At 51.5% G+C, this 15,275-nt stretch carries 16 protein-coding genes; 5 read left to right on the top strand and 11 right to left on the bottom strand.

Annotation, left to right across the window (positions count from 1 at the left end; all coding sequences use genetic code 11):
• Positions 1–98 precede the first annotated feature (98 nt).
• Positions 99–1,247 carry an NAD(P)-binding domain-containing protein gene (locus KNP00_RS02710; protein WP_240542658.1) on the top strand — a complete coding sequence of 383 codons (1,149 nt, stop codon included), beginning with the start codon at positions 99–101 and terminating at the stop codon, positions 1,245–1,247.
• A 26-nt stretch (positions 1,248–1,273) separates the two neighbouring features.
• Here KNP00_RS02710 and yajC read toward each other — a convergent pair whose 3' ends face one another.
• The 8 genes from yajC to KNP00_RS02750 all read right to left on the bottom strand — a co-directional run bounded on the left by yajC (position 1,274) and on the right by KNP00_RS02750 (position 8,832).
• Complete coding sequence (gene yajC, locus KNP00_RS02715; RefSeq protein WP_031421435.1) at positions 1,274–1,552, bottom strand: preprotein translocase subunit YajC; 279 nt, start codon at positions 1,550–1,552, stop codon at positions 1,274–1,276.
• A gap of 84 nt (positions 1,553–1,636) precedes the next feature.
• A complete protein-coding gene (gene tgt, locus KNP00_RS02720; protein ID WP_215141981.1) occupies positions 1,637–2,782 on the bottom strand; it encodes a tRNA guanosine(34) transglycosylase Tgt in 1,146 nt (381 codons plus the stop codon).
• The gene (gene queA, locus KNP00_RS02725) at positions 2,779–3,822 is read right to left on the bottom strand and encodes a tRNA preQ1(34) S-adenosylmethionine ribosyltransferase-isomerase QueA (RefSeq protein ID WP_215142282.1); all 1,044 of its coding nucleotides are present in this window, start codon (positions 3,820–3,822) and stop codon (positions 2,779–2,781) included. The genes tgt and queA overlap by 4 nt, the downstream gene beginning before the upstream one ends.
• Before the next feature lie 18 nt (positions 3,823–3,840).
• Positions 3,841–4,842: a Holliday junction branch migration DNA helicase RuvB gene (ruvB, locus tag KNP00_RS02730; protein WP_215141983.1), complete on the bottom strand. Its 1,002-nt coding sequence runs from the start codon at positions 4,840–4,842 to the stop codon at positions 3,841–3,843.
• Between the two features lie 10 nt (positions 4,843–4,852).
• Positions 4,853–5,440: a Holliday junction branch migration protein RuvA gene (ruvA, locus tag KNP00_RS02735; RefSeq protein ID WP_214779100.1), complete on the bottom strand. Its 588-nt coding sequence runs from the start codon at positions 5,438–5,440 to the stop codon at positions 4,853–4,855.
• Positions 5,441–5,533: 93 nt separating this feature from the next.
• Positions 5,534–6,613: a quinolinate synthase NadA gene (nadA, locus tag KNP00_RS02740; protein ID WP_215141985.1), complete on the bottom strand. Its 1,080-nt coding sequence runs from the start codon at positions 6,611–6,613 to the stop codon at positions 5,534–5,536.
• Complete coding sequence (gene nadC / locus KNP00_RS02745; protein WP_215141987.1) at positions 6,576–7,445, bottom strand: carboxylating nicotinate-nucleotide diphosphorylase; 870 nt, start codon at positions 7,443–7,445, stop codon at positions 6,576–6,578. Before nadC ends, nadA begins: the two co-directional genes overlap by 38 nt.
• Entirely contained in the window at positions 7,399–8,832 is a 1,434-nt protein-coding gene (locus tag KNP00_RS02750) for an L-aspartate oxidase (RefSeq protein ID WP_215141995.1), read from the bottom strand. The genes nadC and KNP00_RS02750 overlap by 47 nt, the downstream gene beginning before the upstream one ends.
• A 95-nt stretch (positions 8,833–8,927) precedes the next feature.
• On the opposite strand from KNP00_RS02750, the gene KNP00_RS02755 reads away from it, so the two are divergent.
• From KNP00_RS02755 to KNP00_RS02770, 4 genes are all read left to right on the top strand, one after another.
• Complete coding sequence (locus KNP00_RS02755) at positions 8,928–10,058, top strand: cysteine desulfurase family protein (protein ID WP_215141997.1); 1,131 nt, start codon at positions 8,928–8,930, stop codon at positions 10,056–10,058.
• Positions 10,036–10,575: a transcription repressor NadR gene (locus KNP00_RS02760; protein WP_215141999.1), complete on the top strand. Its 540-nt coding sequence runs from the start codon at positions 10,036–10,038 to the stop codon at positions 10,573–10,575. Before KNP00_RS02755 ends, KNP00_RS02760 begins: the two co-directional genes overlap by 23 nt.
• Positions 10,576–10,678: 103 nt before the next feature.
• Positions 10,679–11,257, top strand: a complete 579-nt coding sequence (locus KNP00_RS02765) for a DedA family protein (RefSeq protein ID WP_215142001.1) — start codon at positions 10,679–10,681, stop codon at positions 11,255–11,257.
• 119 nt (positions 11,258–11,376) lie between these two features.
• Positions 11,377–12,150: an NUDIX domain-containing protein gene (locus KNP00_RS02770; protein WP_215142003.1), complete on the top strand. Its 774-nt coding sequence runs from the start codon at positions 11,377–11,379 to the stop codon at positions 12,148–12,150.
• Positions 12,151–12,190: 40 nt separating this feature from the next.
• Here the strand turns inward: KNP00_RS02770 and KNP00_RS02775 are convergent, their stop codons facing one another.
• Genes KNP00_RS02775 through KNP00_RS02785 form a run of 3 tightly spaced genes read right to left on the bottom strand, consistent with a single transcriptional unit; the run spans position 12,191 to position 15,235 of the window.
• Complete coding sequence (locus KNP00_RS02775; RefSeq protein WP_215142005.1) at positions 12,191–13,465, bottom strand: hemolysin family protein; 1,275 nt, start codon at positions 13,463–13,465, stop codon at positions 12,191–12,193.
• 39 nt (positions 13,466–13,504) lie between these two features.
• The gene (gene obgE, locus KNP00_RS02780; RefSeq protein WP_215142007.1) at positions 13,505–14,794 is read right to left on the bottom strand and encodes a GTPase ObgE; all 1,290 of its coding nucleotides are present in this window, start codon (positions 14,792–14,794) and stop codon (positions 13,505–13,507) included.
• The gene (locus KNP00_RS02785; protein ID WP_215142008.1) at positions 14,795–15,235 is read right to left on the bottom strand and encodes a Spo0B domain-containing protein; all 441 of its coding nucleotides are present in this window, start codon (positions 15,233–15,235) and stop codon (positions 14,795–14,797) included.
• Positions 15,236–15,275: the final 40 nt, after the last annotated feature.

Here is a 15,275-nt window from a genome sequence, read left to right on the forward strand (position 1 = left end):
GAGGTGGATGAATTTTGGTTTAGATCATTTTGACAAGAAGAAGCCATTTTTGTATACTTCAAATCGTAACTATTACGCTTTTGAAAGGTGTTATTATGATGGTGGAATATAAATCTTTACTTATTATTGGCGCAGGTGTACACGGCATGACACTCGCCATCTCATATATAGAACAAGGTGGAAAGCTGGACGATTTACTAATTGTCGACCCAAACTCCGCCCCGCTTTCCAACTGGACGCGACAGACCGACTCCATTTCGATGTCGCACCTGCGTTCGACCCGTGTTCACCACGTCTCTTCAAACCCATACGCCTTGAAGCAATTCGCATCCCGCCACGCCTACCGTTCAAATCATTTCAAAGACACGTTCGGACGTCCGTCGCTCGAACTGTTCAATAATCATGCGTTGACGCTATGGGACGAACTTCGTCTAGATGAATGCTTTCTCGGGAATGAACGGGTAATGGCAGTCCGTAAAGAAGGACAAGGTTTTCACGTCCAAACGGACCGACGTCTGATTGTGGCGGATTCGGTCATTGTCGCGATTGGTCAATCTGCGACCGTCGTCTTGCCGGAATGGACGACCGAACGATGCCAGCACGTTTTTACGAAAGATCGAGAAGGTGAATCGAATCATGTGACTGTCATCGGCGGTGGTATCACGGCACTCCATTACGTCGTCAAGCGCGTCAATCAAGGACATCGCGTCACACTCGTAACGAGACGTCCGCTAGAGGTCAGTCAGTTCGATGCAGATCGTGAGTTCATGGGACCGAAAGGATTAGACCAATTCAATCGTTTACAACAGGACTGGACGACAAAACGCTCGTTCGTCACACGGGAGAGAAAACCGGGGTCTGCTCCGAACGACCTCGTCTTAAAAGTAAAGCGTTTGATTCAAACGGATGCCGTCACGCATCAAATCGGTGAAGTGGAACGTCATCAAGACATACTCATGGTAAATGGCGAGCGTCTAGACGACAGTGAGATCGTGTTATGCACCGGAATCCGACCTCAACCCGTGAAAGAAACATTTTTACAGCCATTGATCGAGCAACTCGATCTTCCCCTTACCCCGTGCGGAACCCCAGTGTTGAACAATCGACTCGAGTGGACAGACGGTCTCTATTTGACCGGCGCATACGCCGACTTGATTATCGGTCCGTTCGCACGTGCCGTCTATGGCGGGCAAGAAGCAGCCCGGAGAATCCTTCCTCGACTACTTTTCGCACAAAAAAGCGTCTGACCGTGTTGGTCAGACGCTTTGTTTACTTATTCTTCAAATGAAGCATTCGCTTTTTTCACGACTTCCGCAACCGCGCTTCGGTTGAAGCGAAGAAGCGACTGGTCGCATTTCAAAACGACATGCGTATCTTCGATTTGATGAACGACGCCGTGTAAGCCACCGATTGTGACAACGCTGTCGCCACGCTCGAGCGCGTTTTGCATCGCTTGTACTTCTTTTTGGCGCTTCGTCTGTGGACGAATCAAAAGGAAGTAAAATACGACGAAAATCAAGATCATTGGTAATAACGCAACGATTGTTTCCATGTGTAACTTTCACCCTTTCCTTCAATATCAGGTTCATTATACCGTGAAACTGAAACAATGTCACACAATGTCCGACACGTTTTATTAGAAATTCTTGGCGTTCGGCTTGTTGTAACCATATTCTTCAAAGAACTCTTCTTTAAAGTCGAGAAGGCGGTCCTCGCGAATCGCTTGACGCACCTGTTCCATCAACTTCACGAGGAAGTGAAGGTTATGCGTCGTACATAAGTGAAGACCGAACGTCTCGTCCGCACGAATCAAGTGATGGACGTATGCACGTGAGTAGTTCTTGCACGTGTTACAGTCACACTTCTCATCGATTGGACCGAAGTCCGTCTTGTATTTCGCTTGCTTGATCGTGACGCGACCTTTCGACGTCATGAGTGTCCCGTTCCGTGCGATGCGTGTCGGGAGGACGCAGTCGAACATATCGATTCCGCGAATCGCCCCTTCAATCAACGCATCCGGTGAGCCGACGCCCATCAAATAGCGCGGTTTGTCTTCCGGCATGAGCGGTGTCGTGAATTCGAGGGCACGATACATGACGTCTTTCGGTTCACCGACCGATAGACCACCGACCGCATATCCCGGGAAGTCGAGAGAGACGAGGTCTTGGGCGCTCTGACGACGAAGGTCCTCGTACTCCCCTCCTTGAATGATTCCAAAGAGCGCTTGGTCCTCTGGACGCTCGTGTGCCTCGAGGCAACGTTCCGCCCAACGACTCGTCCGCTCGACCGATTTCTTCATGTACTCATGTGTCGCCGGATAAGGCGGGCACTCATCGAATGCCATCATGATGTCCGACCCGAGCGCGTTTTGAATCTCCATCGCTTTTTCTGGTGACAAGAACAACTTGTCGCCGTTCAAGTGGTTACGGAAGTGGACGCCTTCTTCTTGGATGTTTCGGAGGTCGGCAAGGGAGAACACTTGGAATCCGCCGGAGTCCGTGAGAATCGCCCCGTCCCAGTTCATAAATTTATGCAGACCGCCCGCTTGTTTGATGACGTCATGTCCTGGGCGAACCCAAAGATGATACGTGTTCGATAGGATGATGTTTGCACCCATATCTTTAATCTGTTCCGGCGCCATCGTCTTGACGCTCGCCTGCGTCCCGACCGGCATGAAGACCGGCGTCTCGAACGACCCGTGCGGCGTATGGACGATTCCGTGCCGCGCTCCGGTCTGTTTACAAGTGTGGATATGTTCGTATGTGACTGCGTGTTTTGTCATTTTGTTACTTCCTTCCTCGTGATGAGCATCGCGTCTCCAAAACTGAAGAAGCGGTATCGTTCTGCGACCGCAGTCCGATAAGCGTGTAAGATGATGTCGCGTGTCGCGAACGCCGAAACGAGCATGACGAGTGTCGATTTAGGAAGATGGAAGTTCGTGATCAACCCATCGATCGCCTTCAATTCGACGCCAGGGAAAATAAAGATATCCGTCCAGCCCGATGACTCGACGAAGTCCCCATGGTCTCGCATGATCGTCTCAAGCGTCCGTGTCGATGTCGTCCCGACGGCGAAGATGCGTCCGCCATTCGCCCGGACATCTCTGAGCGCTGTCGCAGACTCCTCAGACAACTCGAAATATTCACTATGCATCGTATGTTCCTCGATTGAATCGGCCGTCACCGGACGGAACGTCCCGAGACCGACGTGCAGCGTGAGCGGAATCAAGTGCACACCTTTCTCCTTCGCCGCCTCGAGCAACTCTTCCGTGAAGTGGAGACCCGCTGTCGGTGCGGCCGCACTTCCACGTTCTCGTGCATATACCGTCTGATAACGGTCTTGGTCATCAAGTTGTTCGCGAATGTACGGCGGGAGCGGCATCGTCCCGAGCTCGTCTAAAATCTCATAAAAGATCCCGTCGTAGTCAAATTTGAAACGGCGGCCACCTTCTGGGAGTTCTTCGACGCATTCCGCACGGAGGAGACCGTCACCGAACTCGACGATGGACCCGATACGGACTTTTTTCGCCGGCTTGACGAGCGCTTCCCATACATCGTCCTCTGTCTGCTTCAACAAGAGAAGCTCGACTTTCCCACCCGTCTCCTGCTTTGATCCGAAGAGACGTGCCGGTAAGACACGAGAATCGTTGACGACGAGCGCATCTCCCGCATGTAAGTAGTCGAGTACGTCACGGAAATGACGATGCTCGATGTCCCCCGTCTCGCGGTCTAACACGAGGAGACGGGAGCTCGTCCGGTCAAGTAACGGGACTTGGGCAATCAACTCTTCTGGCAACTCAAAATCATAGTCATTTACGTTCAATTGAATGTCTTGCATACCTTACTCCTCTTCCTTTTCATATCCAAAGTGTGATTTGGCAAACTGTGTGATCATCCGCCCTCGCGGTGTTCGCTGTAAAAACCCTTGTTGCAATAAAAAGGGTTCATAGACGTCCTCAATCGTCTGGGCGTCCTCACCGATTGTCGCGGCGAGCGTCTCGAGCCCGACCGGTCCACCTCCGAACCGCTCGACCATGGCACGAAGCAGACGGTGGTCGACTTCATCAAGTCCGAGCGCGTCGACATGTAATCGGTCGAGCGCATCGGATGCGAGTACGGGATCGATTTCTTTCGTTCCGGCAACTTGTGCGAAGTCCCGGACACGACGCAACAGACGGTTCGCGATTCGTGGCGTCCCTCGCGAGCGCTTCGCAATCGCGCCGCTCGCCTCAGGTGAGATCGAGAGGCGGAACAGTTGGGCCGTGCGGCTGACGATAGCGGCGAGTTCATGCGCTTCATAATATTCAAGTTTCAGCGTGACGCCGAAGCGGTCCCGGAGCGGCGCAGACAACATTCCTGCCCGTGTCGTCGCCCCGACGAGCGTGAACGGTGGTAAATCGATGCGCACGCTGCGTGCCATCTCCCCTTGTCCGTAGACGATGTCGAGACAGTAATCTTCCATCGCCGGATAGAGAATTTCTTCGATCGTCCGGCTCAATCGATGAATCTCATCGATGAACAACACATCTCCTGGCTCGAGCGTCGATAGAATCGCCGCCAAATCACCTGGTCTCTCGATTGCCGGTCCGGCGGTCGTCTTGATCCCGACGCCCATCTCGTTGGCGATGATTTGGGCGAGCGTCGTCTTCCCGAGTCCAGGTGGACCATATAACAACACGTGGTCGAGCGTCTCACTACGAAGCTTGGCGGCTTCGATAAAGACTGACAAATTGCCTTTCACTTTTTCTTGGCCGATATATTGCTCGAAGCGCTGCGGACGCAAGCTCCACTCTTCAGAGTCTTCATATTGCTGGTGAGATTGTGACAACAATCGTTCGTCCATAGCTTCCTCCTTATTTCAGTAACAGCTGTAGCGCACGTTTTATGTACGCGTCGGTCGTCAAGATTTCTCCACTCAACGCTTTGCGTACTTTTGCGATTTCCCGTTCAGAATATCCGAGGGCGACGAGCGCCTCACACGCCTCATCGAGTTCGGATGCCCCTTGGGCGAACAATCCTTCGTTCGGCACGTAATCTGGTGCGAGTTCGGATAGCTTGCCCTTTAAGTCGAGGGCCATTTGTTTGGCCGTCTTCTTTCCGACTCCAGGGAATTTCGTCAAATACTTCTCATTCTCGGTTTCAATCGCATCAATCAACGCATCGATATCGCCGGACGCGACGATGGCGAGCGCCCCTTTCGGTCCGATCCCGCTGACGCCGAGGAGTTTATTGAACAGCTCCCGCTCGCGACGTGACCGGAAACCGTATAGTGTCTGTTGATCTTCACGGACGTAATGATGCGTAAACACGATTACATGTTCGTCTTGTTCACGATAAAAAAACGGGTTAGGCACATGTACTTTGTAGCCGACGCCCGAGACATCTAACGTTATATATTCCGCACACACATAGGCGACGGGTCCTTTTACGAATTCAATCACGGTGTAATCTCCTTTTCGGTCGGAAAAACTGCATTCATTGTACCATAACGGACGGCACGAAAAAAGGACAGGCGTTCACCTGTCCTGAAGCAATTACCTCGCGAGCATACGTTCAAGCGCACGTTTCGAGAACTCTGTCGTCTCATGATCGACGCGAATGATGTTAACAGGGTCCGTCTCGAGCGACTCGAGCGCCCAAAGTAGATGTTGTAGGTCGATTCGGTTCATCGTGAGACACGGACACATGAACGGGTTCAATGAGACGATATCGAGGTGTGGGTACGTTGCCGTCAAACGGTTGACGAGGTTCATTTCCGTTCCGACCGCCCATTTTGTACCCGGAGCGCTCGCGTCGATCTTGTTGATAATATAAGAAGTCGATCCTGCCTCGTCCGCTGCCTGCACGACATCGAACGTACACTCCGGATGGACGATGATGCGACGGTCCGGTTCACGTTCACGAAACGTTTCAATTTGCGCGACCGTAAACTTCTCATGGACGGAACAGTGTCCTTTCCATAAGATGACTTTCACTTCTTCGTCGTCCCCTTCCGCGACCAATTCTTCACGGAGCGGATCCCAGACGGCCATCGCTTCGAGCGGGATGCCAAGGTCATACGCCGTATTCCGCCCGAGATGCTGATCGGGAAGGAAGAGGATACGTTCGCCTGCCTCAAGCGCCCATTTTACGATTTCATGTGCGTTCGACGATGTGACGGTCGCCCCGCCATGTCGTCCGACGAACGCCTTGATGGCCGCTGTTGAATTGACGTATGTAATCGGGATGATCCCTTCACCGAAACGCTCGGTCAGCTCTTCCCAAGCGACTTCCGTCTGATCGATATCCGCCATGTCCGCCATCGAGCACCCGGCACGCATATCGGGCAAGACGACGATTTGGTCGTCGCGCGTCAACATGTCCGCCGTTTCTGCCATGAAGTGAACACCGCAGAAAACGATGAACTCTGCCTCGCTCATCTGTTCCGCGAGTCGAGCGAGTTGGAGCGAATCTCCTGTCGCGTCTGCGAATTGGACGACCTCGTCTTTTTGATAATGATGCGCCGGTAAGAAGAGACGTGTCCCGAGTCGGTCCTTGACCGCTTGAATCCGCGCCTCCATTTCCTCCACTGACAGATTAGCGTACGTCGGTGGGAGTGTTCCGAGTAGTTGCATGTTTCATTCCTCCTTGTAAATTCATACTGCAATCGAGCGCCCGTACCGAGTGGGTCAACTGACCGAGTGAGATGACATCGATGCGAATCCCTTGATAGTCGGCAATCGTGTCGAGCGTGATGCCGCCAGACACTTCGATGGTGATATGGTCCGGAATATGCTGGACCCATTCTCGCAGTTCATCGGGTGTCCGATTATCGAGCATCACGATGTCCGGGTCGGCTTGAATCGCTTCCATCAGCTGTTCGAACGACTCGACCTCAACCTCAATTGGCGTCGTGTGACCGACTCGGGCACGCGCCGCATAGACGGCATCGGCCACACCTCCGAGGGCGACAATGTGATTGTCTTTAATCATGACGGCGTCATCGAGTCGAAGTCGATGGTTGAACCCACCACCGACACGAACGGCATACTTCTCAAGCATTCGGAGTCCCGGTGTCGTCTTTCGTGTGTCCGTCACGTGAATCGAGTCGTCTTGGAGCGCATCGACACATTGCCGTGTCATCGTCGCGATCCCACTCGCATGTTGGATTAAATTTAACAGCACGCGCTCCGTCTCTAATAGGACACGAGTCTTCCCTCTCAAGACGATCAGTTCGTCTCCAGGGACAACCGATCTCCCGTCTTCTTGGCAAGAGACCAACTCAAGTCGCTGCATGGTCGCCAGCTCTTGAACGATTGGCTTCCCACAGAAAATGCCCTGTTCTTTGGCGACGATCGTCGCGACCGACTCGTCCTCTTCATCAATTAACGCACTTGATAAATCACCATAACCGATATCCTCATTCAAAAACTGTCGTAGTTGTTCGCGTAGATAAATCGTGTTCATCATGTCTCTCCATTCCGAGAATGCTTTGCGCCAAAAGGCGTGCCGCATCAAGTAGTAAAGTTTGTTCACTTAATTGTCTTGTCACGTGTTTCGTCAAGGTCAATGATTGGGTATTTTGTAAGAAACATTTCATTTCCTCAAGATTTGGTGAAATCGTCAGCCAGTTGCCAATCTGACTTCGCAATTCTTGAAACATCTCAAATGAGATGTCGTACGCTAACGACTCACTCGTCGTAAAAGGCGCATCATTCAATTGAATCGCTTGCGCGACCCGCTTACCAAACACCCAACATTCCAGTAGTGAGTTTGAGGCCAATCGATTTGCCCCGTGGACACCCGTGTCTGCCACTTCACCGACGGCATACAACCCGTCGACACCCGTTCGCCCCATGTCATCCACTTCAATGCCTCCCATGTGAAAATGGAGACCGGGCCGGACCGGGATTTGTCGAAGGTCGATTCCGAGCTCGTCACATGTCAACGCGAGTTTTGGAAAACGGTCATGAAGCCTCGTCACGTTCGTCGTATCGAGATAGATTGGACCGTTTCGTTCAGTAAGCACCCGAGCCACCTCATCACGGGGAGCGAGGCTACCGAGAAGATGGTGGGCCATCACGTGTCTTCCGTCCGCATCAATGAGTGTTGCACCTGCGCCACGAAGCGCTTCTGTGACAAGGCGAGGCTCTTCGGTAGCGAGTAGCGTCGGATGGAACTGGATTCGTTGCAGATGGGTCAGTTCCGCCCCGCAACGATTCGCCAGAACGAGACCGTCGCCGGTCACCGTTCGGACGTTTGAAGTCCAATCGACGAGCCCACCAATCCCACCCGTCGCTAAAACGACGGCACCGGCTTCAATGTGGATCCTTTCTTCTCTTTGAAATGCCATCGCACCGACCACACGTCCTTGCCATACGACAAGATCATGGACGAGAACATGTTCAAGTACCTTCACATTGTCCGGTAACGAGCGACGTAACTGTCGCATGACGTGCCGACCGGTCTCGTCGCCCCCGGCGTGAAAGATTCGGTGCGTCTGATGCGCACCTTCCCGACCGAGATCATAGCCGTCTCCATCACGATCAAAACGGACACCAAACCGTTCCATCTCCTCGATCGTTTGACGACCTTCTGCTGTGAGAATGTCAACACGCTCGATGCACGATGTCATGTTCGAAGCGAACATCGTGTCTGCTTTATGTGCCTCACTCGTTTCCTCAAGATATGAACTCGCAATCCCACCTTGTGCCAAATCCGAGTTCGTCTCTGTCAACTCACTTTTTGAGACGAGAATCACGGACAGATCGCTTGGTATATGTAAAGCCGTCGTGACAGCCGCTAGCCCTGTACCAATAATCAAAATATCAGCTTTTTCTTTGTGTAAAGACAATTGTATATCACCTGTATTTCATGTGTAATGTTGACTTGTAAACTAGTTTCGCATAATTTTGTGTAGAAGACAACATTAGAAAAGGGGAGTCCATGATGAACCGATACTTCGACTACGCCGCTACACATCCTATGACACAGGCAGCATTAGATCATTACGTGGCTATGGCCAAAAACGTTTATGGAAACCCATCCTCTCTCCATGCACAAGGGTATACGGCAGAAGATTATTTGACAGAGGCGCGGCGTTTATTCAAACAAGCGCTCGGGCTTGACGTTTTACGAGGAAAGTTACTGTTTACCGGAAGTGGGTCAGAAAGTAACTATATTGCGCTCACAAGTTTACGGAAACGGATGAAAGGAAAAGAAGTGATCACTTCATGGCATGAACATGACTCGGTCGCCTTATTGCTCGATGAGTGGGAACGAGAAGGGGTCATCGTTCACCGTTTGAAGTTACAGGAGGGGAGATTTGACTTTGATACGTTCACGCACCTACTAGACCGTGACATCGGACTCGTCACATTTCAGCACGTCAACTCGGACACGGGCTGGGTGTTACCACTTCATCACATCCAATGCCTGTTGAAGTATAGAAAAATCCTCTTCCATGTGGACGGGGTGCAGGCACTCGGAAAAATTCCGATTTCTGTCGAAGGGATCGACACCTATTCGTTCAGTGCCCACAAGGTCGGTGGTCCAAAAGGAATCGGGGCGCTCTATATGGAACGCTTGATTCCACCACCATATTATCCCGGTCATCATCAATATGGGATTCGCCCAGGTACGATTGATGTACCTGGAATTAGCGCCTTCGTGAAAGCGCTCGGGGAACGTCAGGATCAATTGACGCGTTTACAGAGAAATTTCATGACGTTTCGTGCTATCTTGAAAGAGAAGACGTCAGCGTATGTCGATTGGCTCGAGTTTGACGAACAAAGTCCAGCCATCTTTTCTTTCGTGTCCCACCGACGCGATGGTCAATGGTGGATGACTGAACTCGATGCTCACGGGTTCCAAGTATCAGCCGGGTCAGCCTGTCGTGCCGGTCAAAACGGACCGAACCGCATGCTCGAAGCGCTCGGATATGAAACGAGCGCCTGTCATGGACTCGTCCGCATTTCCTTCGGTACGCAAACGACCGTCGAAGACGTATCGGCACTCGCCGATGCCATCGTCACTTTAGCAAGGAGAGTCGAACATCATGAACAAACGTTTAGCCGGTGAAGAACGCCGTCGCACTTTACTCCAACTGATTGAATCGAGCACTGACCCGATCACAGGATCTGAACTGGCAAGGCATGTATCCGTCAGTCGCCAAGTCATCGTCCAGGACTTATCACTGCTGAAAGCAAAAGGTCATCAAATCGTAGCGACCGCTCGCGGGTACGTCTATTTGCATGGAGACCTTACCCCGTCCCCTTATTCGAGAAAAGTAGCATGTCGCCATACGCCAGAGGAGATGGAGACAGAGATGAACGCCATCGTCGATGAAGGGGTCACGATTAAAGATGTCATTATCGATCATCCCGTCTACGGGTCCATCACCGGTCAACTCATGGTGAAGAGCCGCCGTGATGTCCGTGCCTTCCTCGATCGGGTCAAGACACACGGTGCCTCGCCGCTCTCGCAATTGACCGGAGGCCTCCACATCCATACGCTCGAATCAGATCATAAAGAGGCAATCGATGCAGCCGTAAAAGAATTGGATCGGCTCGGGATTCTCGTATCCGAGATAGATTGAAGAGATGTCACGCGTGATATCTCTTCTTTTTCTTTTCAAGCATGTTCGTTATACTGATGGATGGAACATCTTCCGAAAATGATGATGGAAAGGAGGAGCCGTCATGAACGCCCTCGATCACTTACTCGCCGTCTGTGGAGTCTTCAGCATTCCCATCGGTATCTTCATCCAATTCATACCGAACGAACTCGTTCTCACATATGGCGGTTTCCTCGTCGATTCGCACGACGCATCTTTCATTGTCACGTTCCTGCTAGCGTGGGTGTCCTTCACGTTCAGTCAAATCGGCCTTTACTGGGTCGGTCGATACGGGGGGCGTCCCGTCGCCTTGAAGCTGTATCGTTACTTTCGGATTTCACGGGACAAACAACTTCGGGCCGAACAGTGGTTTGAGAAATATGGATCCTGGATCGTCTGTCTCAGCCTCTTTTGGCGTCAACTGTTTGCCGTGAGCGCCGGTGTCATGCGTTTTTCATTCCGAAAGTTTTTGATGGTGACGACATTGATTTTTGCCATCTGGTCCTTCCTTTTCATCCATCTGGGGATGATGCTCGGCAGCAACTGGCGGATGATCGGTCCCTTCATGGACGATGTCCTCCCCTTCTTGGCTCTTGCTGTCGGGATCATTCTCGTCGTTCGACATGTTCGTCAGCAACCAAAACGTGTGAAAGAATCGGCTTAACTGGAGCTGATTCTTTTTTTGTCGGAAAGGAAAACGCTCACATCTGTCGAATAAGAACCATGTAAGCGAATCGCGGTCACACATATAAGACACCGCACAACGAAAAAGGAGGAACCACCATGCTCCATCGCCGTAAAACGTATACGATTCGACCAGAACGTCTGCAAGAATTCACCGACTTTTTCCATACATATATCTATCCGATCCAAGCGTCCCACGGTGCCCGTCTCGTCGGTCGCTGGGTGACGGAAGACAAATCCGAGGTCATGGCGCTGTGGGAATACCGGGACCGGGAGCACTATGAGCAAGTCGAACGGGATTACCGGGGCAGTACATTACGACGTGAAGCGATGAAAAAGCGGGCTCGGCTCGGTAAGGAACTATACATCAAATCGAGCGAAGAGTTCATGATGCCGACCGGTCACTACACTCCACCACGCGCAATCGTCGCTGTGTCAGCTTACATCACGAACGAATCAGGCGAAGTCCTTCTCGTCAAAAACATGCATCGGAACGACTCGTTCGAGATGCCGGGCGGACAGGTCGAAGAGCATGAGTCACTCATCGACGCCATTCATCGTGAAGTGATGGAAGAGACGGGCGTTGAAATCGAAGTGGAAGGCATTACTGGAATCTATCAAAACGTTTCCTCCCGCATCCTCGGTGTCACATTCCGTGCAAAATATGTATCGGGTGAACTTAGACCGCAAATCGGAGAAACGCAAGAGGTCGGCTTCTACAATGTCGATGCACAAAATGTCGGAGACTACATCAAACGAGAGCACTTCCAGATGCGCTTCCTCGATGCGGTTGACCCGACGTACATGCCCTATGCCATCTATAAAGTTCGTCCATTTGAATTGATTGAACGCATCGAGCGTCAATCAGTGTAAATAAAAGGGATGATTCGCTCTGAAGCGGATCATCCCTTTCTTATACCTCTTGCATATCGACTTGCTGTGATTGTCCAGTCTCCACTAACAGTTTCCGGACACGGCGCTTCTCCACGTGGAGAACGGTGAACGTCATGTCTTCGTACGTGACTTGTGCACCTTTCTCCGGGATGTCACCGAGCAGTTCAACGAACCATCCACCCATTGTGTTTGAATCGATGTCTGGGTCTTTGATTCCCATCTCTTCTGCGAACTCATCGACGTCCATATCGGCCATGCACTCATACACACCTTCACGGAGACGTCTGAGATAGACGACGGATTCGTCGTGCTCGTCCCAAATGTCACCGACGAGTTCCTCAAGCATATCTTCTAGAGTAATCAAGCCTGCTGTCCCCCCGAATTCATCGAGGACGACAGCCATGTGAGACTGTTTCTGTTGGAGAATCGGAAGCAGTTCGATCAGTTTTGTCTGCGGTGACACGAATGTGATCGGCCGAATGAGCGAACGGACATCGGTCACTTCATCTCTCATCATCGAACGCAAGAAGTCACGTTCCGACAAGACACCGATGACGTTGTCGATCGAGTCTTTATAGACCGGTAACCGTGAATGACCACCACTGAAAATCGTGTCCTTGATCTCATCGAGCGAATCATCGATATCGACGGCCAAAATGTCGATTCGTGGCGTCAAGACATCGTCGACCGTAATATCGTTGAAGGCGAAGGCGCTATGCACAAGCTCAGCCTCCGTCTCGCCGAGAACACCTTCTTCTTCTCCCATATCGACGAGCACTTTCAGCTCTTCTTCTGTTACGGACGGCTCTTTATCTTTCATACCGATGAGACGTAACGTCACATTTTTGAGTCCCGTGAACACAACAGTGACCGGTTTGAGGACTTTGACAAGAAAGACTAGAATCCCGCTGATTGCGAGCGAGTACTTCTCTGCAAACTCTTTTGCGAGAGACTTCGGTAAAATCTCACCAAAAATCAAAATGAGAATCGTCGTTACGAACGTCGCAACAAGGAGTCCCGTCCCTCCGGTAAAAATCGTAGTCGCAATCGTAGTCGAGACCGTCGCCGACCCGATGTTGACGATGTTGTTCCCGACGAGGATTGTCGAGAGCGTATCATCGAAATTATCGACGAGGCTGAGGACGCGCTTGGCACGTTTATCCCCATCCTCTGACATTCGAATCATCCGCACTCGGTTCACACTCGATAAGGCGGTCTCAGATGACGAGAAGAACGCTGACAATAGAATCAAAACTGCATATAGAATTAAACTTGACGAGGGCACAGGGTCCACGTTAGCTTCACACTCCGTTTCTTCTTAACAAATAATTTTTTATTCCACAAACTCGAATTCAAAGTCAAGGATGGCAACGACACTACCGTCTTCGGCTCCGAGCTTACGAAGATCATCATCGACGCCCATCTGACGCATTTGACGAGCGAATCGCTTGATTGACTCATCATGGTCAAAGTTCGTCATCTTGAAGAGCTTCTCGATACGTGGTCCCGTGATCACGAAACGCTCGTATTCATCGATGTGGATTTGATAACCTTTTTCTTCTTTCTCATAACGATACACGACACGAGGCGTCGCTGTCTTCTCTTCAAGCTCATCGAGTGGGAATTCAGGCGTCGTATCGACGAAGTTCGCCACTTCAATCAACAAGTTGCGAAGACCATCTTGTGCGAGTGCAGAGATTGGGAAGACTTTGACATCGTCCCCTACCTTCTTCTTGAACTCTTCGAGATGTTCCTCTGCGTCCGGCATATCCATTTTGTTCGCCACGACGACTTGTGGACGCTCGAGGAGGCGCAAGTTATACGATTCGAGCTCACGGTTGATCGTCGTGTAATCTTCGAACGGATCGCGTCCTTCCATGCCACTCATATCGATCATATGAACGATGACTTTCGTCCGCTCGATATGACGAAGGAACTGGTGACCGAGACCGACACCTTGGCTCGCTCCTTCAATGAGACCAGGAAGGTCGGCCATGACGAAACTACGGTCGTCCGCTGTCTTGACGACACCGAGGTTCGGTGTGATCGTCGTGAAGTGGTACGCACCGATTTTCGGGCGTGCCGAAGAGACGACCGAGAGTAGCGTTGACTTTCCGACAGACGGGAAGCCGACGAGTCCGACATCAGCGAGCAACTTCAACTCAAGACGTAACTCGCGCTCTTGGCCTGGTTCCCCGTTCTCTGCAATTTCAGGAGCCGGGTTGGCCGGTGTCGCGAAACGACAGTTCCCACGTCCACCACGTCCACCTTTGGCGATCGTTGCTTGTTGTCCGTGTTCTGTCAAATCGGCGATGACCGTATCCGTCTCAGCATCAAACACGATTGTGCCGGGTGGGACTTTGACGACGAGCGGCTTCGCTTTACGTCCGTGCATCCCTTTTGACATCCCTTTTTCACCGTCATGGGCGATAAATTTCTTCGAGTAACGGAAATCAACGAGCGTCCGCAGCCCTTCCTCTACTTCAAAGACAACATCTCCTCCGTGACCACCGTCACCACCTGCAGGACCACCGTCCGGGACGTATTTTTCGCGGCGGAATGCAACCATCCCTTTTCCGCCGTCTCCAGCTTTTACAAAAATATTAACCTGATCGACAAACATTTATTTCCCCTCCTTTATGTGAAACGTAGTGATCTCTACGTTCTGTTCGTACACATCGGCTGACGTGAACGCATCTTCCGGCAAAGTGCCCTTGACGCGTACCATCAGTCCGTCCGTGAACGTCACATGAATCGGCTCGACCGTATACTTTAACAAACGGTCAAGCATCTCTGCCACTCGCGCGTCATCGATGGCGAGTTGGTCGGTCGAAATCGTATACGTCAATCGTCCTTCCCAATTCGCTTGAATCACGACAAGACTCGTCTGCGGTACGTTCAGTCGGACGAGCGCACTCTCCTCGTCGGCCTGTTTCCGATAGCGTTCATAAAGCTCCTCAAGCTTAACCGGATCGAGTGCCGCGTAGAGTGAGATCAATTGAAGCCGATTCATCCATTCGTGACGGACGGTCGATAAGAGCTCGAGTGTCTGTTCTGAATCCATTTGATCCTCTCCTAGAAAAAAAGACTCTAACCAAAAAAGT

The sequence above is a fragment of the Exiguobacterium qingdaonense genome, assembly GCF_018617855.1.
Classification (GTDB): domain Bacteria; phylum Bacillota; class Bacilli; order Exiguobacteriales; family Exiguobacteriaceae; genus Exiguobacterium; species Exiguobacterium qingdaonense.